Origin of the sequence: Flavobacterium sp. Arc3 (assembly GCF_041431375.1) — a bacterium.
Lineage (GTDB): Bacteria > Bacteroidota > Bacteroidia > Flavobacteriales > Flavobacteriaceae > Flavobacterium.
This window is the reverse complement of sequence record NZ_JASMRI010000005.1, coordinates 158824-183904: the sequence shown is the minus strand read 5'-3', so window position 1 is coordinate 183904 and position 25081 is coordinate 158824. Positions and strand designations below refer to the sequence as shown.

24 protein-coding genes are annotated in these 25081 nt (G+C 34.3%); 11 read left to right on the top strand and 13 right to left on the bottom strand.

What is annotated here, in order from left to right; genetic code table 11:
• Positions 1-450 precede the first annotated feature (450 nt).
• From QO200_RS05410 to QO200_RS05395, 4 genes are all read left to right on the top strand, one after another.
• Positions 451-1755 (top strand): APC family permease, encoded by a 1305-nt coding sequence (locus tag QO200_RS05410; RefSeq protein ID WP_371537343.1) that lies wholly within the window; start codon positions 451-453, stop codon positions 1753-1755.
• 368 nt (positions 1756-2123) lie between these two features.
• A complete protein-coding gene (locus QO200_RS05405; RefSeq protein ID WP_371537341.1) occupies positions 2124-2717 on the top strand; it encodes a hypothetical protein in 594 nt (197 codons plus the stop codon).
• Positions 2718-3213: 496 nt separating this feature from the next.
• A complete protein-coding gene (locus QO200_RS05400) occupies positions 3214-4467 on the top strand; it encodes an alkaline phosphatase family protein (RefSeq protein WP_371537338.1) in 1254 nt (417 codons plus the stop codon).
• Positions 4468-4599: 132 nt separating this feature from the next.
• Positions 4600-5904, top strand: coding sequence for a M28 family peptidase (locus QO200_RS05395; RefSeq protein WP_371537335.1), 1305 nt, complete (start codon positions 4600-4602; stop codon positions 5902-5904).
• A 114-nt stretch (positions 5905-6018) separates the two neighbouring features.
• Here the strand turns inward: QO200_RS05395 and QO200_RS05390 are convergent, their stop codons facing one another.
• The 11 genes from QO200_RS05390 to QO200_RS05340 all read right to left on the bottom strand — a co-directional run bounded on the left by QO200_RS05390 (position 6019) and on the right by QO200_RS05340 (position 14438).
• Entirely contained in the window at positions 6019-6567 is a 549-nt protein-coding gene (locus QO200_RS05390; RefSeq protein WP_371537332.1) for an acyl-CoA thioesterase, read from the bottom strand.
• 435 nt (positions 6568-7002) lie between these two features.
• On the bottom strand, positions 7003-7353 hold the full coding sequence (locus tag QO200_RS05385; protein ID WP_371537329.1) for a hypothetical protein: 351 nt from the start codon (positions 7351-7353) through the stop codon (positions 7003-7005).
• Positions 7354-7667: 314 nt separating this feature from the next.
• Entirely contained in the window at positions 7668-7859 is a 192-nt protein-coding gene (locus QO200_RS05380; protein ID WP_371537393.1) for a DUF2945 domain-containing protein, read from the bottom strand.
• Between the two features lie 157 nt (positions 7860-8016).
• On the bottom strand, positions 8017-8181 hold the full coding sequence (locus tag QO200_RS05375) for a hypothetical protein (RefSeq protein WP_371537326.1): 165 nt from the start codon (positions 8179-8181) through the stop codon (positions 8017-8019).
• Between the two features lie 82 nt (positions 8182-8263).
• On the bottom strand, positions 8264-8959 hold the full coding sequence (locus QO200_RS05370) for an SMUG2 DNA glycosylase family protein (RefSeq protein WP_371537323.1): 696 nt from the start codon (positions 8957-8959) through the stop codon (positions 8264-8266).
• 255 nt (positions 8960-9214) lie between these two features.
• On the bottom strand, positions 9215-9742 hold the full coding sequence (locus QO200_RS05365; RefSeq protein WP_371537321.1) for a DUF4833 domain-containing protein: 528 nt from the start codon (positions 9740-9742) through the stop codon (positions 9215-9217).
• A gap of 551 nt (positions 9743-10293) precedes the next feature.
• Complete coding sequence (locus QO200_RS05360; RefSeq protein WP_371537318.1) at positions 10294-10929, bottom strand: HAD family hydrolase; 636 nt, start codon at positions 10927-10929, stop codon at positions 10294-10296.
• A gap of 1 nt (position 10930) precedes the next feature.
• The gene (locus tag QO200_RS05355) at positions 10931-11155 is read right to left on the bottom strand and encodes a hypothetical protein (RefSeq protein WP_371537315.1); all 225 of its coding nucleotides are present in this window, start codon (positions 11153-11155) and stop codon (positions 10931-10933) included.
• Between the two features lie 77 nt (positions 11156-11232).
• The gene (locus tag QO200_RS05350; protein ID WP_371537313.1) at positions 11233-11820 is read right to left on the bottom strand and encodes a DUF4202 domain-containing protein; all 588 of its coding nucleotides are present in this window, start codon (positions 11818-11820) and stop codon (positions 11233-11235) included.
• A 647-nt stretch (positions 11821-12467) separates the two neighbouring features.
• Positions 12468-13394, bottom strand: coding sequence for an alpha/beta hydrolase (locus QO200_RS05345; protein ID WP_371537310.1), 927 nt, complete (start codon positions 13392-13394; stop codon positions 12468-12470).
• Positions 13395-13481: 87 nt separating this feature from the next.
• Positions 13482-14438 carry a CorA family divalent cation transporter gene (locus QO200_RS05340; protein ID WP_371537307.1) on the bottom strand — a complete coding sequence of 319 codons (957 nt, stop codon included), beginning with the start codon at positions 14436-14438 and terminating at the stop codon, positions 13482-13484.
• Between the two features lie 281 nt (positions 14439-14719).
• On the opposite strand from QO200_RS05340, the gene QO200_RS05335 reads away from it, so the two are divergent.
• A complete protein-coding gene (locus QO200_RS05335) occupies positions 14720-15172 on the top strand; it encodes a hypothetical protein (protein WP_371537305.1) in 453 nt (150 codons plus the stop codon).
• A 224-nt stretch (positions 15173-15396) separates the two neighbouring features.
• Here the strand turns inward: QO200_RS05335 and QO200_RS05330 are convergent, their stop codons facing one another.
• Positions 15397-16560 carry a hypothetical protein gene (locus QO200_RS05330; protein WP_371537302.1) on the bottom strand — a complete coding sequence of 388 codons (1164 nt, stop codon included), beginning with the start codon at positions 16558-16560 and terminating at the stop codon, positions 15397-15399.
• Positions 16561-17236: 676 nt separating this feature from the next.
• Here QO200_RS05330 and QO200_RS05325 point away from each other — a divergent pair.
• The 6 genes from QO200_RS05325 (at position 17237) to msrB (ending at position 24297) form a co-directional block, all read left to right on the top strand.
• Positions 17237-17809, top strand: a complete 573-nt coding sequence (locus QO200_RS05325; RefSeq protein ID WP_371537300.1) for a DUF2064 domain-containing protein — start codon at positions 17237-17239, stop codon at positions 17807-17809.
• A 45-nt stretch (positions 17810-17854) separates the two neighbouring features.
• Positions 17855-20830 carry a TonB-dependent receptor plug domain-containing protein gene (locus QO200_RS05320; RefSeq protein ID WP_371537298.1) on the top strand — a complete coding sequence of 992 codons (2976 nt, stop codon included), beginning with the start codon at positions 17855-17857 and terminating at the stop codon, positions 20828-20830.
• Positions 20831-21005: 175 nt separating this feature from the next.
• Positions 21006-21995 carry an aminoglycoside phosphotransferase gene (locus tag QO200_RS05315; RefSeq protein ID WP_371537295.1) on the top strand — a complete coding sequence of 330 codons (990 nt, stop codon included), beginning with the start codon at positions 21006-21008 and terminating at the stop codon, positions 21993-21995.
• A 7-nt stretch (positions 21996-22002) separates the two neighbouring features.
• Positions 22003-22965, top strand: a complete 963-nt coding sequence (locus QO200_RS05310) for a nucleoside hydrolase (RefSeq protein WP_371537293.1) — start codon at positions 22003-22005, stop codon at positions 22963-22965.
• A 152-nt stretch (positions 22966-23117) separates the two neighbouring features.
• On the top strand, positions 23118-23750 hold the full coding sequence (gene msrA / locus QO200_RS05305; protein ID WP_371537291.1) for a peptide-methionine (S)-S-oxide reductase MsrA: 633 nt from the start codon (positions 23118-23120) through the stop codon (positions 23748-23750).
• 4 nt (positions 23751-23754) lie between these two features.
• Entirely contained in the window at positions 23755-24297 is a 543-nt protein-coding gene (msrB, locus tag QO200_RS05300) for a peptide-methionine (R)-S-oxide reductase MsrB (protein WP_371537289.1), read from the top strand.
• A gap of 85 nt (positions 24298-24382) precedes the next feature.
• Here the strand turns inward: msrB and QO200_RS05295 are convergent, their stop codons facing one another.
• Entirely contained in the window at positions 24383-25069 is a 687-nt protein-coding gene (locus tag QO200_RS05295; RefSeq protein WP_371537287.1) for a haloacid dehalogenase type II, read from the bottom strand.
• Positions 25070-25081 lie beyond the last annotated feature (12 nt).

Genomic DNA, 25081 nt, shown 5'->3' with positions numbered 1-25081 from the left:
AGAGTTTTCGTGCGGTGGCGTGTACTAGTCTCGATGGAAAAATTATTGTGAAAATTACTCGTAATTACTAGCCCTGATGTTAGCGGCATCCTCGTAACGTAGTGTAGAGATACAGCGGACAGCAGGAGAATGGTTTATTAAACACTGGAATCGTACTGCTCCTAAAGCGGAACTAGTTACGTTTCCTAGTGCGGTTACTTTGAAGAATAAGTGAGTAATTTGCGTATAAAGTATCCCATTTCTTGGCCTTAGCTGTCTTATTTTTTCTACTTTTACTGTAATAGATTTTGAAATCTACTATCCGCTTGCGAACCGTCCTGAGTTCGTAGCCTTTGCAATAGGCAATCATACAAGTCAGAAGAAAGTTGTGGAAACGAAGTTGGGAGACCTTGCACATATTTTGGCTACCACATAAAGAACTCTATTTTCTGGAAATGACACTAAAACACAATGAAAAAAAATAAGCAGCTTAGTTTAGTTGAAGTAATATCAATGGCAGTAGGCACGATGATAGGCGCCAGTATTTTTTCGATTTTTGGTTTAGGCGCTAAAATTGCTGGAAATGATTTGCCAGAGGCCTTTATTCTCTCTGGTCTTTATGCTTTGGCAGTGGCTTATTCCTACGCTACATTGGGTGGAAAAATCATCTCAAATGCAGGTCCTATTGCCTTTATATTAAAAGGACTTGGAGATAGTATTGTTACAGGTACTTTAAGCATATTGATGTGGTTGTCCTATGTCATATCTATATCCCTTTTTGTTAAAGGGTTTGCGGGTTATCTACTTCCTTTTATACATGTCGAAAGTACGCCACTAGCTATTGGGTTAGTAGAAGTAATCATTATTTTGTTTTTTACAGCATTAAATTTTTTTGGGAGTAAGGCTGTAGGGAAAGTTGAATTTTATATTGTTTTCATAAAAATATCGATTTTACTGGTGTTTATATTGGGTGGTTTTATGACAATCAATTGGGGAATGGCAAAACCGAGTTTTAATGCTATTCACAGCAGTGGTTTACTGAATGCTTCTATTATCCTTTTTCTTTCTTATATGGGCTTTGGGCTTATTACAAACACATCTGAAAATATAAAAAACCCAAAGAAAAATATTCCTTTGGCAATTGTTATAAGCATCCTATTTGTGCTTATTTTCTATATTTTAATTGCTCTAGTAACCTTTGGAAACCTTCCATTATCAGCAATTATTGAAGCAAAGGAAAATGCTTTGGCTATAGCTGCGGAACCATTTTTAGGTAATTTTGGATTTATTTTGATCACAATAGGCGCCTTATTCTCTATTTCATCAGCTTTAAATGCTACTATTTATGGAGGAGCAAATATTGCTTATTCACTAGCAAAGGACGGAGAATTACCCGACTTTTTTGAGAGAAAAATGTGGTTTAAATCAACCGAAGGTCTTTATATTACAGCTGGCTTAGGTCTTGCATTTGCCTTGTTTTTTAATTTGGGCGCAATTGCTACTATTACTAGTTCGATATTTACTGCTATTTATATTTTTGTGCTCATTTCTCACTTTAAATTACGAAAAGAGTATGGAGGGAATGGCATCGTTATTATATTCAATTTGATTCTTCTTTTGGCTGTTTTTGTCGCGCTAATGAAATACCAATGGGAAAGTCAAAGAAGTGCTTTTTATGCCAGTATCATTATATTCCTACTGGCTTTAATTATTGAATACCTTTTTAGAAAATATAGGGATCGAAAAATGAAAGTGGACAAAATAGATGCCAACTAGTCTTTAGATTTGGTTTCTTTGATATCATTTCATTACAAAGGCAGCTGCGCAAACCCTTCAAAAAGCATTGACAGCTGTAGAAAATACGGATTTAGAAATCTTCTCTGCTTTGTGGGATAATTTACTGTCCTTTAATCAAAATAGGGCACATTTGATTGAACAAAACAAAGAGGAATAAAAGTATGAACTGCTATCAGTACCTGTAAAAAAGGGTTAAATGAGTAGTAACAAAAGACTTTTGTCTTGCATTAAGCATTGTTTGTATATGCAACCTAAAGTACTGTGATATAAAATCGCTTCCTTTGGTATGCTAAACGCTGTATGCCGTTTTAAAAAAATCATCCTAGACTAATACTAAAATAGGAAACATGAAAAATATAAACTTCTTTATACTCGTAATGGCTTTTACCGTATTTTCTTCTTGCAAAGAAAAAGATCAAAAACAGGAAACTACTCCAGAACAAATGGAGCAAGAGAGTTCGAAAGACTACATTGCAGCCGATTTACAAAATGGAGAAATCAATACGAACCTCATTACAGAGAATGGTTTTATGGGCTTTGAAATAGGAGATAAAATCGATCCAAAATCAAAATACTTGAAAAAAAGCGTGCAACGCAATGGAGAAGGTTCCTTTGATGGGTATGCAATACTGGATAATGATGGAGACGAAATAGGATTTATATTTCCTAAATATGAAAATAAAGAGGATATAGGAATGATTGAGATAAGTTCTCCAAAGTTTAAAACAAAAAACGGCATTGGCGTTAGCTCAACCTATCAAGATTTAATGAAAACCTATCCTACTATAGAAACGCACGGAAGTGAAATTGAAAGTCGTACCAACAGTACTATTGGAAATATGTCTTTCCAGTTGGATGTTCCATTTGCTACCTATACAATTGATGAATCTAAAATTAAACCATCTACAACGATACTAAAAATAAGTATTAGCCAACACTAATATTATTTTAAAAACAGCTCTTCCTACTAAAAAAGTACTCTTATTTACTCTCATAATTAATATTCGATAGCACCAAATGTTAACTTAATTACAAGAATAAGTCATCATGTTTGCGATTTGTAGTTGCAGCAATGAGCAATAGCAGTACGTTTCTGAATTATATATAATTATGGAAAAGAGTTGTAATGGCTAGCCCCGATGGGAGCGGAATCTCGCGCTTTAGAAAATTAAGGTTTTTTAGTCGTAGTTTTTATTAAGCGGGAATTTAGCGGATAGCAGGAGGGGTCGTTTTTCAAAACTGCGATCGTATTGCTCCTGCAAAATAAACTGCCCCTTGGTAGCTAGTTATTCCTTTTGATTTACAATTCCTTTACCATACTATAAACTTTTAGTAATTGAAGGGGTGTTGGAATATTTTTTTTAGACAATACTTTTACGTTTTGATCATTGGTCGCTGCTTTATGGGAGTGACCTATAAATTTTAAGACACAGAATAATGAAAAAAGTAATTGTTGGCTTGGTTGTAATGCTATCTATCTCTTTGCATGCGCAAGGGGCTAAAATTGATAAAGGGGTAAATAAAGTGGTGATGATCTTAGTAGATGGCATTGCTACGGACCAATTCTATAAAGCCAATACGAGCTCTATTGATGCGATGACCAAAACGGGAGCTTTTTCGGAGGCGTATGTTGGTGGTAGAAAAGGCGGCTACTCTGAAACGCCAACCATTTCGGCTGTGGGGTACAATAGTATGTTGACTGGAACTTGGTCTAACAAACACAATGTACTGGATAATGCGATTGCACAACCCAATTACAATTACCCAACGATTTTTAGAGTGTTGAAAGATGCTTACCCAAACAAGAAAACGGCTATTTATTCATCTTGGTTAGACAATAGAACCAAATTAGTGGGTGAAGGATTGCCACAGACGAATAATATGCAAATGGATTATCATTTTGACGGTTTAGAACTAGACAAAAAGAGATTTCCGCACGATAGTTTGAACAAATATTTGAAGAGAATTGATGCCGAAGTTGCAAGAGAGGCGGCCAATAATATTTATGAAACGGGTCCAGATTTGTCATGGGTGTATCTAGAACATAGCGATGATATGGGGCATATTTATGGGGATAGTCCGGAGCTTTACAGTACCATTGCCTATGAAGATGCACTGATAGGTTTGATTGCCGATGCGGTGAAACTGAGAGAGAAAGAAACAGGCGAACATTGGTTGGTGATTGTAACTACGGATCATGGAAGGATGCCTGCGGATGGAAAGCACCACGGAGGACAATCGTACCGCGAGAGAAGTACTTGGATTGCTATGAACAAGCCTACGACAAACGACTATTTTAAAAATAATACAGTAGCAATAGTGGATATTTTTCCTACTATATGTGATTTTATGGATATTCCGTTGCCGGACGAAACAGCGTATGAACTCGATGGGGTTTCGCTTACTAAGAAAGTGGACATATACGATTTAGAAGGTTTTTGTTTTAATGAAAAATTCTTAAAACTAAAATGGTTGACAACGGCAAATGAAAGCGAAAAGGCTAAAATATTGGTGAGCTATACGAATGGTAAAAAAGAGGGCAAAAAAGACACCTACACACTGCTAGGGGAAACGGATATTCAGAACAAAGAGTTTAATGGCACGGTTAAACCAAATAAAGCGTTTAAATACATGAAAATTGTGATGCAAACCAAAAACCAGATTACTAACACTTGGGTGAAAACAAACTAAAAAAGAAGCTCAATAAAAGGAGCTGTTTAGTTGTTAGTTTTGGAAAAAGGGGTAAATAAAGTATATTTACTGTAACAGATTTTTGATTCTACAGTCTTATGGTGGAACCTATTGTTACTAAAAAATATAGATATGAAAAGAATTGTTTTAAGCGGTCTTGTCCTTTGTTCCGGTTTAATGGCGCAGGCGCAGTCCATCGATAAAATTATAAGTGTCAAAAAAGTAACCGCAATTGAGACAGTACTTGCTGCTGATGATATGCAAGGGCGCAGAGCCTTTACCCCAGGAATTGATAAAGCTTCGGCTTATATTGAGTCTCAATTCAAGAAAATAGGCTTGCAAACCTTGAACGGTGCCAAAGATTACAAGCAGGAGTTTGAGATGACGGAGGCCAAAAGAAAAAGTCTGGAGGTAACGATTGACGGTAAGGCTATTGATGCTGGATCGATGGTTTCGTTCTCGTACCAACCTCAGGTTTCTTTTACAGAGAATAGTCCTATTGCGGTGGTGAACATTAGAGCGGGTGAGGATGTTAGAGCAAAGTTTTTTGAATATTACCAAAGCGATAAAAACTTATTGGTTTTGGTCGATGAGTCTTTTAGAAAGATACTTCCCAATATTCAACATATGGGGCAAATGGCCGCTACTCCGGGGAAAAATACGGTAGTGTTTGTTTTTGGAACAACCGAAGCAACGCATTATACAATTGAAGTGACCAATATAATCACGACTCAAAAATTAAATAATGTAGTTGGGATGTTGAAAGGAAAAAGCAAACCTAACGAATATGTAATATTTTCAGGACATTACGATCATCTTGGCGTAGGTTCACCTGCAGAAGGAGAACAACACGATTCTACTGATTCAATTTATAATGGTGCCAATGATGATGCAGCCGGAACAACGGCTGTAATGGTACTGGCTGAGTATTTCAAGAAACTAAATAATAACGAACGCTCGATCATCTTCACGGCTTTTGTAGCCGAAGAATTGGGTGGTTACGGAGCGCAATATTTTTCGAAACAACTAGATCCTGCGCAAGTGATGGCGATGTTCAACCTTGAAATGATAGGAACTGAATCGAAATGGGGAAAAAACTCGGCTTATATTACCGGTTTTGAAAAATCGAATATGGGAGAAATTTTGCAGAAAAACCTAGAAGGATCACAGTTTAAATTCCACCCAGATCCGTATCCAGAGCAACAATTGTTCTACAGATCTGATAATGCTACACTAGCTAGACAAGGCGTTCCGGCACATACGATTTCGACTTCTAAAATGGATAGCGAACCCAATTATCATAAAGCGAGTGATGAAATAGGAACATTGGACATGAACAATATGACCGAAATCATTAAAGCCATTGCGATTAGTTCGTCTACAATAATTAGCGGAAAAGACACGCCAACACGAGTAGATACTGCAAAGTTAAGGTAGGTACTTTTGTAATAGATAAGACTTTTATGAAACCATTTAGAAATTAAGAAAATTAAGCATTGAGACTTAATGAACCTTAATTTCTAAATGGTTTTTTTGTTTTGCAAAAGTTGATTAACGCAATTCGACTTGTACTTTGTATTTATTAGAACTTACAATTGATTCTATTGACCCAAAGGAGGCAATACTTTGATGTTCATCTCTTTCTTTTCTTAATGCAATTTGTTTGAGGGCATTTTGAAACCGAGTCACCTCTTTCAAGGTGGTTAAAATAAGTCCGGGAACAGCGGCATTTTTGCCATTACTGTCTTTAGAAACCATCGTAAAATAAGAGGAATTGCAATGATTCACATTTCCGGTTTGAATATTTTCCGACTCGACACGAATGCCCACAATCATAGAACTATTCCCTACGTAGTTCACGCTTGCTTTCATGGTTACTAATTCACCCACTTCAATAGGCATTAGGAAATTCACCGTATCCACAGAAGCAGTCACACAATAATTCCCGCAAAATTTAGAACCACAAGCAAAGGCGATTTGGTCCATCAGCGATAAAATATATCCACCGTGGATTTTTCCGCTAAAGTTAGTGTGGGAGGGAAGCATTAATTCAGATATCGTGATGTGCGATGAGCTGACCGTTTTGAAAGTTGTATGCATATTGACGTTTTTTTGAAAATATAATATTTCTGAATCGCCAAAAATAATTTTTTATTTTTTATAAAATACAGTAGGACGATGAATTAAACTTAATTGTCTTTTTTTGTTTTAAAAGTTCAAAATGCTTTTGTAAAATAGTATAAAAGGACAGTAGTTATTGTTACCATTAGGGCATTGAGAAAATTTAGAAATAAGGCTTAAAGAACCTTAATTTCTAAATCGTTTTTAGTTTCACAGCAACTTCGTTGACTATGTAAATCTAGTGGTTACTCAGGATTGATCGGTACACAGACGATTCATTCCTTCATAATAAGGGACTAGCCATTGAAAGGTTATTTCATTTTTTAAGTGGTTGTAAAGAGAGGGAACGATGCGTTTTTAATAAAATAACTCAATATGGATTTAAGTTTTTTTAATGTTTTGAAAAAAGTAGTTTTAATTTATAATTTCGCTGCTTCTAAAACAACGTTCTGTACCAAGATAAAGCGGGTCTCCATGTTTCTCCGACCAAAAACCATCTAATAAATCTTTAGATAGACAACGATAAACGACTACACCCTTAAAGATTTTATCATTTTCTCCTTTGTAATTAAAATTAATAACCAGAATATTATCTTTAAAAAAACCGGTGCCTTTTTGTACTTGTTCATTATTGATAAACCAATTGGCTGTAATTCTGTTGTTGGCATCAGCCGCTAAAGTAAGTATGCCTTTATAATTGTTTTCTTCAGCGTCTTGATTGCTTCCTACAATATTGAAGGTTCCTATTAAATCTTTGATATTCATTTCTGATTGGAATTTTATTTTTATAAAACTGCTACAAGAATAGTACTTTCTTGAGAAATATAAAAAGTATAGGTGTTTTTGTTTATATAAAATAATTGGGGTTAAGGTGAGAACTTGCGTGTTTATTTAGTTTGTGTGCACAGAAAACTTTTGCGTGCTATCGTGTTTCTTAATTTTAAAAAAAAGGGCTATAGAATTTTCGTTTATAGCCAAGAGCCAGTTTAAAGGACGGAGCTAATAGAAACACAAAATCTTAGGTGTTGGTGATTTTAGCAGTTCGTTGATTCCTCTGTTCGTTTTTTAGGTTATCTATTTTAGAGTTTAGTAAGCGCTCTCCCTTTATGGGCAGCAATATGATCCGTCTTACTACTTTTTATTTCGTATTGAGGGTCTTCTTCCTTAGCATGGTGTGTATAACCTTTATAATCAAAATCTTTTGTATGAATTTTAATAATCGTTCCTGAAACTCTCCCTGCTTCAGAGTTCCAGCTTACTTTGTCGCCTATTTTAAATTTTGTTTACATAAATATATTTTTAAATTATAGCTCTAATTTTCTTCAGAATAAAATACTTGACCATCAATTATTATTGCCGGTGAAGTGTATTTATGTTCCTGAGTTTTTCAAGCGGCGTTAATATGTAATACTTTCCAACCCTTTACTTTTAGATAATCGGAGACCATCGAACGATGACATCTCCACAAACTGCTTCGGAACACATATAAGCTGTGGTTTGTTCTAAATCTATATTTTGCAGTTCAGCAACAGCATTTTCAAATATTTCAGTTTCCACATAATCGGCGTATATCGGTAACAATATCAATGTCAAAGGAGTGCGGTATATCTAAAAAACTCAGCTATATTATGTATAGAATGGCCTATGGTATAAATGTTATGTGCCTTTATTGAACTCATTCGACGTTATTCAATGTTAGTATATACTTGTCAATATAAATCTGTTTTTCTTTGAATTTGTATTGCTGGATGTATCGTGGATGTTCAAGGACTTTTATGCTATCAAACAATTTAGCTTCCTTATTTAACTTTTGAATAAAAACTGCATTTTTCTTACCTAAAATAAAAACCTTCGAAGTGTCTAATCCCATACTGATGTGTTTTTTTAAGGACGAAATCATATAATCTTTCACCATTTCAAACAGAACAGGGTCGTCATAGTAATTAGCATTTAACCATTTTCCTTCCTTTGTTTTACGGACAATAGCTAAAGGAAATGGTGAGTTGATATAAAATTGGCTATAGAAATCTTTAGCTCCTCCATAATCAGCAATTAAATCATACATAAAAACAGAGGATACTTCATGCGTATGTGCGGATTGCATTGTGATGCCACAAGCACTCTCTAGTCGTTTGGTATCCGTAAATGGCACTCCTGTTACTCCGGCTCCGTGACGGCTAGGGTTGAGCCCAATAATAAATTGACGTTGATTTGTATCGTGGTAAAATTTAGTATAAAACTGCTGCATTACCTCCATCGTTTCAGGATTATCGAGATAGGGGTTAAGTACACGAAAATTTTCCGGCAGTTGATCTGAATACTGTAAATGACGATTAAAATCAATCACTTTATCTCCAAAGGTTTCTGTCATTAAAAATTAATTTTATTGCTTATCCTGTATACTTATTGTTTCTATTCATCGAAGGAATAAAGAGAAAAATTTCTTAAGTAGTTTATAGGTTTTTTATTTTGCAGTGAACGATAACCGTCAAGTAGTATGAAAAGAAGCGGTTTTTGCGCACTAACTATTCAGATTAGTACTGTACGATATTTTCGTTTTTGTATTTACTTTGCTAATTTATATTTAATTAGAATCTGTAGTGAAAAAACAAACAACAACATGGACTTATTCCATTGTAACTTTTTCTGTTATAGATTTGCCAGAATTGTAATCTTTACCATAAAACAGCACGTATTCAGCTTTAGGCTTAAGGCCAAAAAAACCATATTTAAGTTGTATAAACATCTTGTCTAAATACATCTTGCGCTTATTTGCGGTGACAAATATTCTAGGGCCTCTATCTTCATTATTGTTAAGATAGAAATATATTTTTTTTGAAGCTGCAAGACGAAATTTGAATAAGTTAGGTTGCGATTCTTGCAGAATCATCCCATAAGCAAATTTCCTTTGTAGGGTCGATAAAGGTTTTTTTATACCTTTTTTAGTATAAACTATTTGATATTGATTAATAGGTTGAGACGAATCAATTACTCCTCCTTTCATATTAGCGTCATAGACGTATGTATTATGGTTGTTACTATGTTGAATATAAAACAACCGTGTATTTGTTTTTGCGGGTTCTGGATAATCGCTTTGTGAAAAGCACATATAAGGGCAAAAAAACATATATAAAAGAGGGAATATTATTTTCATTATGATTAACATTTTGGTTTTTAAGGTATTACTGGATTTTAAATATCAATAACGGTTTAAGGTTACTCGAGGAGCAAGGTTCTTGTGAATCTTGAATACTTCTTGCGATAATAAAGGTAGCTATTAAGTTTTTTATATTCTTTTCTATTCGAAATTTATTTTTATAAATGTGGTACAGGGTGCTATTGTTCTTTATTAAAGAGAATTCTGCCCCAGACAGTAGCGGTAGCCCCGACTGAAAAACTGATTTTTTACGGGAGTGGCAGAGCGACCGAAGGAAGCTCCTGAATCGACTTAGTAAAAAAAAGTTTTAAGTGAGGGCTATAGTGAATGGCTGGAATAGGCACAAAAAAAATAAGTATTAGTGGGACTAATTCGGTTTTTGAAAGCTTAGGCTCTTGGCATTTTTTAATTGAAAAGATATTTGGATTGATGTTGGCTCCTGCTTAAAAAATACTTACGTCATTTCTAGTGCTTTTTCCTGATTTTCCATAAGCACTTTAGTCAAAATCCAATTTTTTTCCTTTATAAGCGAGGGACTTACCGCACCTTTATTGTAAGAGCTGTATCAATTTTTCCATACTATCAAATAGCGGAATACCGAGTCCTTGTAAATGTGCTTGATTGCCATGTGGTACAAAACCATAAACTGCAAAACCTCCTGCTAAAGCCGCTTGGACGCCTACGGCACTATCTTCTATAACAACACAATCTTGCACTTCAAACCCCATAGTTTTAGCAGCATATAGATAAAGACCAGGATCTGGTTTAAAACTGTTAATGTCGTAAGCGCTAAAAATGTTTCCTTCGAATTTATCGATTAATTTAGCGGTGGTTAAGTTGAGTCTTATTTTATCAGCAGGTCCATTAGAAGCCACACAAAACAGAACTTTAAGTTGGTTTATTAATTCATGGACTCCTGCAATAGGTTTTAAATCAGATTTAAAGGCTGCAAATGATTTTTTTCGGAACTCTTCTTCAAAAGTATCGGGCAGTTTTTTGTCGCTTAGACTTTGGATATATTCGAAACAAAACTTTAATGATTTTCCTAAAAATAAATCAGCTGCATTTTCTTCATTTAAGGGAACACCAATAGAATTTGCCATAGTTACCATTGTTCCAATCGATATTTTTTCGCTGTCGACCAGTACGCCATCACAGTCAAAAATAATGCACTTGTATTTCATATTATCGGGTATTTATATTTTTTTTTGCTTCATCGGTCAGTAATTCTTGCGTCGATATGTAACCCCATGAAACTCCTACGGCATACATCGCTGCATTATGCAAGGTTTGAATTTGAATCAATATTTGACTAAGCAATACCCTAGTAGTAATTAAAGCGAAAAGATACATTCCCTTTAATTTTTTGAAATTTAGATTTTCGGTAGACTGCTTAATTTTGTTTTTCATAATGAAAGCAAATTATACTAGCTATATTAATTCTATAGTCTCTACTTTCTTGTATAATAATGAATGCTTAATTAGTATTACAATCCAATGGCCTCTTTTATCAGTTGAAGGTTTGTAGCAGAATAGCTGATTTTTAAGGCTTGCTGATGTCCTTTTTCAGACATTTTATTCCAAGTTTTAAGAATGATATTTTTTAGTTTTTCAGCATCGTGTTTTTCAACAAAAGGCTCTAAGTAATAGTCCATGAAAACTAAACAAATCACATCTTCCAGCAATTGGGTTTCTTCGTCTTTTTTAAGTTGCTTTTTTTCAATCAAGAAGGAAACTCTGGCGATAAAATCCTCATCGTATCCTACTTTTTCTAAAATTGCAGCTGTAGTTTGAGCATGAAATTTTTTCAAATCTCCCCTCCATGTTAAATAACCCACACGATCCATCGGGTAGGAGTCTCGCGCGATTTTCCAACGGCAGATGTGTTGTGCTTTTGCCGCAATTTGAACTGCCTCAGAAGCATTTGGTTCAAACTCCATTAGTTTAGTATACATTCTGTTTGAATATAATAATTCTTTTGGATGGCTTTCTGATTGAAATATTTCACTATTTGGATCTTGTCCGTTTTGAACATCAATTAATTCACTAGCGTCAAAAAAGGCTGTTTTTGTCATTTTGAAAGTTATATTATCAAAGGTACATATTTATTCTAAAATGCCTACGAATACCTCGTTTTCAACAATTTTAACGAGATATGTTGCAATTTGTTTTTCATTGTATTTAAAACAACTTCCTCTATTGGATAGGGAATCTGTCATTTTTCCTGCTTTGAACTAAACCGTAACTGATTATAATTATAGGGTTTAATATTTGTCGCTATTGTTTTTTATGATTGTGTTTTTTATTTGCAAGTCGGAATCTATTAATAATTGACAGCTAAATACTAATGTCTTAGTTTAGCCCCTTAATAGTTCGGAGTTTTATTTTAAATTTTGAATTCGTTTATATTTCCAAGATTTTGGTATTTTCTGATCTCTCAGTGAAATAGACTCTATACTGTCCTATTTAATAATAATTTACAAAATTATTGAAGCGATCCATTAGTCCTGGTTTCTCAATATCCTCTTTGCACTCACAGAAGAAAGTATCAAGTAGTTTTTACACTTCAAGTTCTAATGTTTCTGCGATTCCTAGATAATCATTGATTACATGGGTTTTTCTGATAATGGAATATGTAAGACGTATAATTGGGAATTTATAGGTGGGGTTTTTATAAATAAGTAATTCAAATTTTCTTATTCGGGACTATAAAAAAATTTATTTATCGAATTTTTAGTAACCAGGCGAACATCTTCTCAAAGGCGATTTCTCTAACTGGTTTTGGAGATAGAAATATATCATGCAGCGCATTATCTATTTGCATTAGGGTTACCTCATCGCCAAGCGTGACTCCAACTCTTTTTATATCTTCAATATTTAATACAGTATCTCTAGACATCGCTACTTCTGAGAAAGTACTAATCTTTTTGGAACTAGAAGAATGCATAACAAGAATAGGTACTTTGATGTTAGAGTGTGCTAGTTTTTTTTGTGCGCTACTTATCGCGACCACCCATTTAAAATAGGTAGGGAATCCTTTTATCGGTTTCCATTCGAGGTTATAATCCCACTCTCCATGATAGCTTTTATTTACACTTTGTGCATACACGGGTGGTAATGCACCTTCAATTTTGGCATACGGAGCAATAGTCGAAATGATTTTTGAACCCCAATAGCTGAAGAACTTCTCAAATTTAGATTGATAAAAGTCAAGAAATGGTGAATTTAGAATAAGAGCGCTTATAAGGTTTCTTTCAGCGCCACTATTCATGTAACTGCTTGCTGTCAACCCCCCGGTGGAATGGCCTAACAGGTAAATAGGTTCTTTACTAAGGTCATGAATCTCACGGATTGCAATTGATATTTCCTCAAAGTATTCTTCAATGTCTTTGCAGAAATTAGGGTGCTGGTGTTTCAAAAGTGATCGGCCGTATTTTCTAAGATCAAGGGCATAAAAATCAAAGTTGTTTTCATTGAATTTTTCAGCCACATGGGCGTGAAAGAAATAGTCGTTATAACCATGTATGTACAATACACTCTTTCTATTACCTAAATTGTGTTTTGAAGAAATTAATGTAGCAATGGCTTCTCCATCGTAATCAGGAGCTAGTTCTATGGTTTGAAAAGTAAAGTCTCTATCTAGATTCATGTCTGCTTTATTAAAATGATTAGCATTGTGTTTAATGCTTTAGAACTGGGTAATAATGGGTGTGAGTTGACAGTTTTTTTACTGGATTTATTTAATCCATCTTCTCCTTTTAAAATAAATTAAAGCGATTACAAAACTAATTACCATTAGTCCTATTGCTGCTGGATAACCATATTCCCATTCTAACTCAGGCATATATTTAAAGTTCATTCCGTATACTCCCGCAATTAGTGCTGGTAAAGAGATACATACGGTTATAATGGTCAATGTTCTAAATATTTTATTTTGTTCTAAATCAATTTTACTGTTTATATTGTCCTCTAAGTCATCAAGCCTTTCAAAATTAAATTGAATATGGTCTGAAATCACGGCAATATCATCTAGTTCTAAGTTGATTTTAGTTGTTATCGTCTTCAACTCAAATTTACTTTGTATCAGTAAATGAAGTATTCTTTGGAAATTACTTATCGATTCTTTTATCAATAGATTATTGAAGTTAAGTATCATTATTAAATCTAAGTCTTTTTCACTATACTCTTTTGAGTTTAAAATGTTCTCATAAAAACGCTTGATCTTTCTGGATATTATTTCAGTCAAATCGGCATAATAATCTGATATTATTCCAATTTGAAAAACAAAATGTTCTAAATGAGAACTAAAATGGATACTCGTGAAATCATATCTCGTTTTGGTTAGTTTTAAAAAATCGCTATCAATGTTTGAGGATAAAAAATAAAATACTACTTCTTTTTTTATGATTATAAATATTTCTTCCTCTTTAAAAAGAGTCTCCGAATTGTATTTGGGGATTGAAAAATTAAAAGATAGTTGATCATATGATTTTAGGTAATGGGAACTTATTTCGATATCCTCTTTTTGCTTAAAAATCGATATGTTGATTCCAAATTTCTCAGAAACCTCATTTAATATTTTGTCAGTATAATCAATAATCCGAATGTTAAATAAATCGATCGCTTCAATATCAATTTCGCTAACGTGATCGAACTTTTTTACTTCATTTGTCTTTAAATATAATTCTATCATAAATTTTACAATTATTATATGAACTTCAGGGCTGTTACTTATTATGTTCTATTTATTTTGTCCTGAAGTAGAGTGGGTATTTAAGTCCCATATAATTTCGTCTTTACGAATATATGAATTAATATGATAAAATTAGTAAAATGCCTGATCTTGCTAGATGAGACCGTGATACTAATTTATTCATATCAGAAATTGATTAAACTTTTACAGCGTACTCAAGCTAATGGTAGTTGTAGAATAAATAGTATATCTTTAGGACTTATTAAACTGATGTCAATATTATGAAAAGTAGAATAGTTAAAACCCGAATATTAGAAGCTTGTATAGAAAAGCAAAATGAATTGATTGATAATTTTAAGAAGCGAGAAGCTGAAATGAATGACGATACATTCAGCCAAAATGAATCTGCCAGCCAAAGTGAAGATCGCAGGGCCGGTAAATATGAATTGTTGAAAGCCATCGGTGACGAACTTGCTTTTGCGCAAGAAGAATTAACGTACCTGAATAATCTGGATGTCACAAAAGAAAAGACAGTTGTTTTACCCGGAGCAGTTGTTGTTACTGAGCAATTCGTTTTTTTTATTGGTGTATCTAGTGAAAAAGTAGAAGTTGATGGAGAAACAGTTTTTGGTATTTCAACCAAAGCGCCTATTTATGCAAACATGAGAGGTTTAGAAAAAGGAAGTACCTTTCAATTTAATGAAACAAATTATGTGATTGAAGACGTATACTAATGCGTAAAAGTTGCAGAAGTGCTATGTTAAATAGCACAGAATTTTTTATTTTCCTTTTAGTAGTTAAAAGATAAAATCGTATTATTTAGACAATAAGAATTTTTAAAAAAAAAACAGCCTTTAGTCCAATCAGGATTAAAGGCTGTTTTTGGTTATAAGATGTGCAAATCTCCCACAATTTAGTAAAGAGAAAAGCCGTTGTATTCTTATATTGTAATAAGGGACTAAAAGTAGTACCCGATATTCATATTGAAACGTACTTCCCAATTAGCATTGTCTGTTCCGTTTGCCAATGCGTTTTTCCAAACTGGACCTAGCCAAGGTTGATCTCTACCTGCCGCTACATCAAAGTAAGTATAAACATTACCGGCAGAAACTAAAACACCAGTGACATTCATAGCCGAATCTTTAAAATCAGAGTTTATTTTTTCCAAGTACCCATAATCATTATAGAATTGTAAACTTGATACTGGACCCCATTTTACAGGTACTGTATATTGTACTCCTAAAGTATAGGTGTTTCCTTCCGCTGCAACCAAATATGGGGCACCGTAAGCTGTCATCGCAATAATTTCGTCGCTTTCTCCGTTCGGGTTTTTAGGGCTTTTTTTGTAGGTTGACACCTGAGCTTTTACTCCAAAACGTTTGTACTTTAATTCATAATGCAATGCCGCTGCATAATGTGATCCCATTTCTTGGGTATCTAAATTATACAATCCGCCATATTGTACCGAAGTACCTATTTTATGATTGATACTGTCGTTTCCTATTGTATAGTTAAGTTTTCCATTAACTTGGTTCGTTTCTTTATTTCGTAAATCTAAAATTCCATCACCATCTAAATCAATAGAAGCAACATCATAAGAGTAGCGACTATCTGAAACATCAGAATTGCTGCCAAATTTTAACTCTTCTGCATTTTTGAAAAAAGCCAAAGCATAATTCCATTTTTTATCAGTATGCGTGAACTTAACACCCATGTCATGATCGTCTTCTAGACCTATATAATAATTGATACTAAAAAACCAGTTGTTTGAATTGTAAGTAGTAATACCAAAAGGTACTTGAGTAAGTCCTACTTGAATCTCATTTTTAGCATCAAAATCATAAGCTAACCAACCCTGTTTTAGCATTCCGCCACCAAAACCCTCTGAATACAAACGATATTCAGCATTTAGTTTGATTCCTTTATATTTGGCTTTAGCATTAATGCGAAATACATCATAGCCAAAATCACCACCACGTTTTTTTTGTCCTTCTTTCCAAGAAGATAAATTATAATTGAATCGTAAAGCACCACCTATGGTTACTTCAGGTTTGTCTTGCGCATAAATAGCTCCGGTCGATAATAGCATTAGGCTAAGTATCAAAGTGATTTTTAAATACATAAAATGTTTTTTGGGAATTAGAAAAAGTGAAAAATTAAAGGAATACGAGTAAAAAACGATTTTTTTATGATGAAATTCGCTTCCCAGGCGAGCAACAAAATAAGGATGAAACGTCTGACAATTCATTTTGCATGAGTTGTCTTATAATCCTGAATTTTCATTTTACAAAGTTATAAAAATATTATAACTAACCTATTTTAATCGCAACAATCTATTTTCTAGGTATTTAGTAATGGAAGTGCATCTTGTAGGAAATTAGATCTGCATCTCTTCTGCCTTACTTTTGATCAAGGCAAGTTGTAATTGAAACTTAAACAAGCCTCTTCTAGTTGTGGTTTGTCTTGGGCATGAATAGCTTTAGTGAAAATAAAGTAAGGCCAATTATCAAGATAATTTTTGAAAACGGGTGGATTATAGTTTAGTAGATTTTTTATTCTGAAAAGTGTATTTTTGAAAAATATAATGTAGCCTGATACATAGCTGGAATAGAAGAAAGCTAAAAAATTAAAAGCTATTGTCAGGATTAGTATTTCTATTCGTCATATTGTGTATGAATTTGGATCGTAAACATTCTTCGTCGACAGCAATTCTCCTTTTTGCCCAAAGCAATAAGGTGGAAAGTGCTTTAAAACCAATTGCTTATAAAAAAAAGCAGAATGATTTACTGTGGCAAAAAATGAATGAAAGAGTTTTGACACTGGTTCAAAAAACGAAACTCCCTTATTTTATTTCTAATGAAAATGCACAACAAGGTGATTCGTTTGGAGATAAGTTAAGTCACGCTATTCAATCCGTTTTAGATAAAGGGTATGATAAAGTTATCGTTTTAGGAAATGATAGTCCGGGATTACGGTTGCCTCATTTGCAAGAAGCTTTTAAAGAATTACAAGTTAAAAATTTAGTACTTGGACCTGATTTTAAAGGCGGTACTTACTTGATGGGAATAGCAAGAGTTTCTTTTAACAAGGAGGCTTTCGCCAAAATTGATTGGCAAACACCCAAAGTATTAGAACAATTACAAGCGCTTTATTTGGATGAAGATTTAGCAATCATGGCTCCTTTAGCCGATTGTAATACTAAAAGTGATTTTGAGAAATTACTGCAAGACCTTCCATTTTATAGTACTTTTAAAAGTGTCTTAGCCTCACTTCTTTACTACGTGCTTTCTACATACTCGTTTTTACAACACAGTTATACGAATGCGGTTGTTGGAATTAATTTTAATAAAGGCTCTCCCGTTTTGGAGTAGTTTTCTAGCTTTTATTTTAAAATTATTATCCAAAACCATATTTTAATGAAACAATTTTTCCTGCTTTTATTATTGAGTGTCACCACATTTGCTGTCGCTCAAGAGGACTTGTCCGTCTCAATAATCGATTTTAATACACAAAAACCTGTTGGTGATTTGGAGGTACTATTAATAAATAGTTCTCGTAATAGTAGTCTACAACAAATTTCTAATAGTCAAGGGAAAGTTACTTTTAGAGGAATTCCTGCCTTAGATGGTTACCAAGTTATTTTTAAAGGAACAGCCGTATATGCTGCTCAAAAATCAGAATTAATTAGTGTACGTTCAAATCAAGCGCCAAATGTCACCTTGGTTTTAGCCCCAAAAGAATCCAACGAGTTGAATGAAGTTGTAATTACTAAAGGAGCTACTGCAAGAATTAATCGCCGGGATGCCGAAGTTTCATTCGAAATGAAAGCTGCTGAGATTCAAGAGATCCCAGTTGAAGGTCGGGATATTACGAGAGTCTTATTTCGTTTGCCCAATGTTTCACAAGCGACAGGCTTTTTTCCTGAATCGGCTAATGTGAGTATTAACGGCGCAAGTTCGCAATATACTTCATACTTAATTGATGGCTTAGACAATAACGAACGATTTCTAGGTGGACAAAAATTTGCTATTCCGTCTGGATTTGTAAAAGACGTTACGGTTTTAACTAGTAATTTTTCGGCTGAATATGGCTTGACAGGGAGCGGTATAATCAACATTACACCTCGTTCTGGATCTAATGAAACTACTGGAGAAGTGTTCTTTATTACAAGACCTGGACCATCCATTGATGGAAAATCTAGTTTTGCTCAGAGAGATTTATCAGGTAACCAAGTTAAGAATGGCTTTGCTCGTTATCAAGCAGGTGCAGGAATTGGGGGTGCTTTCGCAAAAGACAAAACCTTCTATTATTTTAATTTTGAACACACGACAGACATAAAAGACAATTTATTAAATGTACCCGAATTAGGAGTTTCAGAATCAGTAAGAGGAACGAATACATTTGATTATTTTTCGGCTAAAATTGACCAGATTTGGAATCCTAATTTTAACTCGTCCTTGCGTGCAAACGTTGGCGTGATTGATGTTGAAAGACAAGGTGGCGGACTCGATGGCGGTTCTACTTTTAAGTCAGCAGGAAACACACAGCAACGCAATAGCATTTTATTGGCTTTAAAAAACAGTTATAAATTTGGTAATTTTTCTGGCGAGACTAATTTTCAGTACAGCCGTTTTAGATGGAATTATGCAAAGCCATTTAATCCAAATAGTTCGCAAGTAACGGTTTTAGGCGTCAATGATGAAACATTAGGTGTTATTGGAAATCCAGGTTATGTTTTTGATGCGATTGAAAATACGATTCAGTTGCAACAAAAAGTCAAATATTACATAGAGAATCATACTATTAAAGCAGGTGTGAATTTTATTAGAGGGGATCACCAATTATTTGGAGGAGGAAATCCAGTAGGTAATTACCGTGTGAAATTAAACCAAAGCCAAATAGATATCATTAAAAATAGTGAGGTAGGAGATGCTATAAATGTAAATGATATTCCACTTGATACGCGAGTATTGAATTATAATGTCGAATTGCGCCCTGCTTCTTTTGGAACTAATCAAGATATTTACTCCGCTTATGTAGAGGATTTGTGGTCAGTTACAAATCGATTGAATCTTACTTTAGGGTTGCGTTATGACTATGATAATTTATCAAAAGGAGGTAGCGATAAAGGAGATTACAATAACCTAGCACCGCGATTTAATTTCAATTATAAATTGGATAATTCAAGTAGTTTACGTGGTGGATACGGAATCTCATACGACAAAGTGAACTATGCCGTTTATAGCGATGCTTTGCAGCAAAACACGACTTCTCAAAGCTATAAATTGCAATTAGAAGAGTTGAAAAGATTAGGGATTTTACCCGCTAATACTAATATTGACCGAATTACATACAACGGAAATTTAATAGCTTCGCTTTCTGGAGTGAATTATTTAGAAGGGCCGTCTGCAGCAGATTTACAAGGACAAAGAGAGAATATATTTTCGAATGAACGCAGAATTTTAAACCCTAACGGATATAAAAATGCGTATTCTCATGAGTTTGCTCTGGGGTACCAATTGCAATTATCGGACGAAAGATTGTTTTTTGTAGATGTGGTTCACAATAGAGGAGAGAACTTAACGCGCTTGCGTAACTTAAATGCGGCTGCTGAATATCCTATTGATCCTAATAATGTAGTGATAAGATCTCCCGCTGAAGCCGATGCTTCTCGACCTATTCCTATTACTAACGGAGGTGCTACTATAAACGGACAAAGGGTTACCGGAATTGCTAGAAGTGTTATTGTAAGTGAAAATGAAGGGAAGTCTAGGTATTATGCCATGAGTTTTAATTACCAAAAAGCAAGAGGTGCTGATGATTACTCGTACCGATTGAATTATACCTTGTCATCAAGTAAAAATGACACGGACGGAATCAACTTTAGAGCTTCTGATGGGAATAATTATGCAAATGAATGGGGACCGTCTGTAAATGATAGAACACATAATATTAACGGAATTTACAGCTACTATCCTTTTCCAGGAACGACGGTTACACTAGCTGGTTTACTGCAAAGTGGACAGCCTATTAACAGAATTCCACTTGGTTTTGGAACTACTGATTTGAATGGTGATGGCGCGAGTTTCTCAGATGCATATCAAGGAAACAGTGATCGCTTTCCGGGAGAGAGTAGAAATAATGATCGTTTGCCGTGGAGCACTACATTTGACTTAGGAATCCAACACCAATTTGCGATTACTGAAAATAATAAAATAGAAATACGAGCTGATATCTTTAATGTATTGAATGCCGAAAATTTAAGTGGATATAGTAATAATGCGACTCAAAGTAACCAAATTCAAGGTGGCTCAAGTGCCAGCGGATTGTTTACACAAAGAAACGCTTCGCCACCAAGACAATTCCAGTTTGGGGTTCGTTATTTATTCTAATAAAAAGTAATATCCTGCGAGTGATAAGCTTTGCAGGATGTTTTTAATTTGCGTTAGGGATAGGAGTGGTATATCCCGATTTAATAAAACAAGGTTTTTTAGCTGTAGTTTTTATTTAGCGGGAATATAACGGATGGCCCGACCCTTGTGGTAACGCCCAAATAAAATAAAAAATATGTTTATACTAAATGCAAATGAGCCAAAAGAATTGGCTGCTTATTTACACCAACAAAAATGGTTAGAGAATGACGAAACGGTTGTTTCTATATCAAAACCAGGCGATGGAAATATGAATTGTGTATTGCGGATAGAAACCGCTGCGGGCTCTTTTATCATCAAGCAATCCAGAGGCTATGTAGAGAAATATCCACAGGTTCTGGCGCCTGCAAATCGTGTACTTACCGAAGGTGCTTTTTATGAAAAAATAGCCAGTTCTAAGGAAGTACAAGATATAATGCCTAAGCTTTTAGGTATTGATGCAGTGAATAATTTGATTGCTTTAGAGGATTTAGGTAAGTCAAATGACTATACGGTTTTGTATGATTTAAAGCAAAAAATGCAAGTAGGAGAGTTACAACAGTTGGTGAATTATTTGAATGGTTTGCACCAAAGTTTTCAGAAAACGGTTATTGATGATGAACTGGCAAATACAGAAATGCGTACCTTAAACTATGAACATATTTTTGAATATCCTTTTAGGGAAGAAAATGGTTTTGATTTAGATCAAGTTCAAGAGGGTTTGCAAGCAGTAGCGAAGCCTTATAAAAAAGATTTAGAACTGAAATATAAAATTGAGAGATTAGGGTCTTTATACCTGTCAAAAGGGAAATACTTATTGCAAGGTGATTTTTACCCAGGCAGTTGGTTAAAAGCCGCTGATGGCATTAAAATTATCGATCCTGAGTTTTGTTTTTATGGCTTACGGGAGTTTGATCTAGGAGTTTTTATAGCACATATGTATTTGACCCAGCAAAAGGAATCAGCTATTGCTTTTATAAAAGAAAACTACTATTCTTTTGAGGAATTAAACACGACCATTTTAAATGGCTTTATAGGTACTGAAATCATGCGTAGATTAATAGGTTTAGCGCAATTGCCTTTGAAAATGGAATTGAAAACCAAAGAAGACTTATTAGCTTTTGCCAGAGTTTTAATTTTAAAATAAAACAATTATGAAACATAAAATACTGCTTTTTGCATTACTGCTTACGGCAGCAGTGCAGGCACAAACTAAAGTATGGTTTGATACAGACCTAATGATTGGAATGCCTGATAAGACGCCACGTGAGGTAGATGACGGAATCACATTGATTATGGCGTTGAAGCAACCTCAAATCGAAATTGTAGGAATCAGCTCGATTACTTATGTTGATTATAGCTATAACGTGATTAATAAAATCCTAAAATGGCATAACAAAGGCGCTGCAATTCCAGTATATAAAGGATCTCCAAAAGCAGATGACTTGGGTGTTGAAAATGATGGAACTAGGGCGTTATATGCCGCTTTAAAGAAAGAGAAGTTGACGATTTTGGCCTTAGGGCCCATGACTAATATTGCAACTTTGATTCAGAATCATCCCGATATTATTCCGCAGATAGAGAAAATTTCGATTTGTGCGGCTAGAACTCCAGGGCTGCCTTTTAACCCAGGAAACGGAAAGCTAAATGTTTTTGATTACAACTATGAGTTTGATTATAAATCTATGGACGTCGTTCTGAATTCATCTATACCGCTGGTTTTTGCGGGTTATGAACCAAGTTCTTACACTTTCATTGGTAATATTGATTTGGCTGGTTTAGATCAAAATGAAGAAGCTGATAAATGGTTGTTTAATGTAGTTCAGCCGTGGATGGAGAAAAATGAGAAGTTTTTTGGTGTGCGAGGATTTATTCCTTTTGACTGTTCGACTTTAGGAGTGATTACCCACCCAGAATATTTTACGTACTATAAAGACATACCCATTAAAGTAAATTATAAAAAGAACGATGCCTTAGAAGTACAGCCAAATGTTCCTTTTAAAAATTTCTTAGAGGTATCGTATAAATATAAATCCAAGAAGAAAGTGGATTATGCGATTAGAGCGTTACAAGGTTTTGAAGAGAAAATATTAGAAACGTTAAGTGTAAAAAACTAACAAAACTTTAAGGTTTGTTTCAAAACTAAATCTAGAAATCAAACGTATCTTACAATAGATAGAATTATGAAATGCAGAAGCCTAGTAGAGCTAGTAAAATCCATAATGATATTGAAGTTAAATAGATTAGATAAAACAAATAAATACAGCAAATGAAAATTAAATTAGCAAGTTACGTAGTCGTGTTGTTTACAATTTTAAGTTGTAATGCACAAACAAAGAAATTGTCTTTAGAACCGAATAATGGGAAAGCAGTTGCTGTTTTTGCCGAGGGTTGTTTCTGGTGTAGTGAACACGTTTTTGAAGCTGTAGTAGGAGTAGACGAGGCAGTATCTGGGTATTCTGGAGGATCAATGAAAAATCCTTCTTATGAGCAAGTGGGGTCCAATAAAACAGGACACGCGGAGTCAGTAGCAGTTTTTTATGATCCTAGTAAAGTTTCTTATAAAGAATTAGTAGATGTGTTTTTTGCATCACAGGATCCTACAACGCCTAACCAACAAGGACCAGACAAAGGTTCATCATATCGTTCTATTGCCTTTTACAAAAACGCAGCAGAGAAAAAGATAATTCAAGACAAGATCAAGGAGCTTACCGCCAATAAAGTTTTTGCTAATCCAATTGTTACAGAGGTGAAGCCAGTTATGGACTTTTATGAAGCGGAGGATTATCACCAGGATTATGTAAAAAATAATCCCAATCAGCCTTATGTGAAAGGGGTGTCAGTACCACGATACAACAAGTTCAAAAAAACATATAAAGGAAAATTAAAACCTAATCATTAAAATTATGAAACGATACCAACAACTCTTACTACTACCCGTAATTGCGTTTAGCTTTATGGCGTGTATGAAAGCAAATAAAAGTGATGAAACAATTGCGTCAACTGAGACAGCAATTCAACAACAACCGTTTTTGTCGCTGGCAGATACCTCGTTGAAGAAAGTGGTAAAAACGGATGCCGAATGGAAAAAGGTACTTACGGACAATCAGTATAACATTTTGCGTAAAAAAGGAACAGAGCGTCCTTTTCAAAATGAATTTAATGACAATCATAAAAAAGGAAATTATTTTTGTGCCGCTTGTCAATTACCTCTGTTTTCCTCTAAAACAAAATTCAATTCAGGTACAGGATGGCCTAGTTTTTATGATGTAATTAACCCCAATAGGGTTAAAGAAGTAGTCGATAAAAGTTTAGGAATGGTACGCGGAGAAATTGTATGTGCCCGTTGTGAAGGACATCTAGGACACCTTTTTGATGATGGACCTAGCCCTACAGGATTGAGATACTGCATGAATTCAGCTTCGATGTTATTCCAAGAGTCAAAATAAATTGTGGTTAATTATTTAGTTCAAAAAAAGGGCGTTAGTTTTATTTAAAACTAACGCCCTTTTTGGGTTTTATAATTTTACTATATTATCGATAAGCTAGAACTAATTTTTCTGCCATTGCTAAAATATCAGTAGCTTCAAAATCAGGCTCTTTGGATAATGCATATAATGATTGTCCTTCACGAGCAATAAATGCAGTTGCTAAACCAGCGTGTGAGGCACCTGCTAAATCCCAACCATGTGCTGCAATCATTAGCATTTCTTCTGGTTTTACATTTAGTTTTTTTGCTGCCCATAAATAGGTTTCTGCTGCAGGTTTGTATTTTGCTATAGCATCAATGCTTAAAGCTTGCTCAAAATAATCAGTTAAATTAGAGTTTTCTAACTGTTCTTTTAAAGCACTGTCAGGAGAGTTGGTTAAGGTTATTAGTCGGAAACCATTTTCTTTTAAAAGTTGCAAGCCTTTGATTACATCGGGATAGGTTTGCAATGATTTAATAATTGATAATGTTTTTTTGATTTCGTCTTCAGTTACTTTTTTATGCATTGATGTTGCGGCCATATCAAGTGTTGCAGCGGCTATTGTGGTAAAATTATGGTATTCATTAATGCTGTTTGAAACGGTGGAATAATGCAATAACATTCCAAACCAGATTCGGAATCCTTGCTCTTCATTCAGGAGTGAATTGACTGCTTTTTTCAAAGGAGTCATATCGAGTAAAGTCTCATTTACGTCAAAAACTAATAGGGGTTTGTTTTTTTGTATTGTCATGTTTCTAATTTT